This is a genomic window from Streptomyces sp. NPDC006265 (assembly GCF_040613555.1).
In the GTDB taxonomy this organism is placed as follows: Bacteria; Actinomycetota; Actinomycetes; order Streptomycetales; family Streptomycetaceae; genus Streptomyces.
The window spans coordinates 1-1550 of record NZ_JBEXSH010001367.1 but is presented as its reverse complement, the minus strand read 5'-3'; the positions used below and the strand labels follow the sequence as shown (position 1 = coordinate 1550).

At 72.6% G+C, this 1550-nt stretch carries 1 protein-coding gene; it reads left to right on the top strand.

Annotated elements, in window-relative coordinates:
- Positions 1 to 1445, top strand: a 1445-nt coding sequence (locus ABZ281_RS48935; protein WP_356665269.1) for a thioester reductase domain-containing protein, incomplete at its 5' end; no start/stop codon positions are given.
- Positions 1446 to 1550 lie beyond the last annotated feature (105 nt).

Sequence of the window (1550 nt, the reverse complement as noted above, 5' to 3'; positions counted from 1 at the left end):
GACTCGACGACGCCGCACAGCACACGGTCGTCCTCGACGCCGTGTCGGCCGAGATCGCCCGGGTCCTCGGCCGCTCCGGCACCGTCGACCCCGAACGTCCCCTTCAGAGCAGCGGTTTCGACTCGCTCACCTCCGTCGAGCTGCGCAACCGGCTCGCGACGGTCACCGGCCTGCGCCTGCCCGCCACCCTGGTCTTCGACCATCCGACCCCCCGGGCCCTGGCGGCGCACCTGCGCACCGAACTCCTCGCGCCCCAGGACGACACCGAGGCGGGTCCGGCCGTCGACTATGCCGCCGACCTCGACCTGCCCGCCGACATCCGCCCGGCCGGCGAGGTCGTCCGTACCGTCACCGACCCCTCCGACATCCTCGTCACCGGTGCGAGCGGCTTCCTCGGCGCGTTCCTGGTGCGCGACCTGATGCGCACCACGACCGCCCGTCTGCACTGCCTGGTGCGCGGCGCCGACGACACGGCGGCGTACGAACGGCTGCGCTCCAGTCTCACCTGGTACCGCGTCTGGGACGAGATCGACGAGAGCCGGCTGCGGGTCCGCGCCGGGGACCTGGCCGAGGAGCGACTCGGCCTGACCGAGGAGGAGTTCGACGGTCTCGCCGGCACCGTGGACGCCGTCTACCATGCGGGCGCCACCGTCCACTGGCTCCACCCCTACGAGGCGCTGCGCTCGGCCAACGTCCACGGCACCCGGGAGATCCTGCGCCTGGCGGCCCGCCACCGCACGGTCCCGGTGCACTACATCTCCACCGTCGGCGTCTTCAACGGCCCGGTCACGCCCGGTGTCCCCCTGAAGGTGACCGACCCGACCGGCCCCGCCGAAGCCCTGCCCAGCGGCTACCTCCAGTCCAAGTGGGTCGCCGAACAGCTCGTCGGCCTCGCCCGGGACCGGGGACTGCCCGTGTCGGTGCACCGCGTCGACGTCATCTCCGGTGACACCCGCAACGGGGCCTGCCAGACCCGCGACTTCGTCTGGCTCAGCCTCAAGGGCCTCCTGCAGGCGCAGGCCGCGCCGGCCGGCGTCGGCGGTCGCTTCCATCTGCTGCCCGTCGACTACGTCAGCGCCGCCATCGTCGGCATCTCCCAGCGCGAGCCGGCCGGTGGCACCTTCCACCTGTTCAACCGCAGCTCCCTGAGCCTCGCCGACTGCGTGTCGTACCTGCGCGCACTCGGGTACAGGATCGACGAGACCGACCGGGAGCGGTGGAACGACACGGTGCGGTCCGACCGGGACAACGCCCTGCTGCCGCTGCTGCATGCCTTCGAGATGATGACGTCCGACACCGACGGCTTCTACCCGCCCATCGACACGGCCGAGACCGAGGCGGCACTGGCCGGCACGGACATCGCCTGCCCGCCGCTGACCCGCGAACTCTTCTCCACGTACGTGGAGTTCTTCGTCCAGGAAGGGCACTTCCCGCCCGCCCCGTGACCCGTGAGGTTCGCCGACCGGACACCACCGGCCCCCCGGGCCCCGCCCCCGGGGGCGCCGGGGGGGGCCCCCCGGCGCCCCAAAGGAACCCCCCCCAAGGGAAAA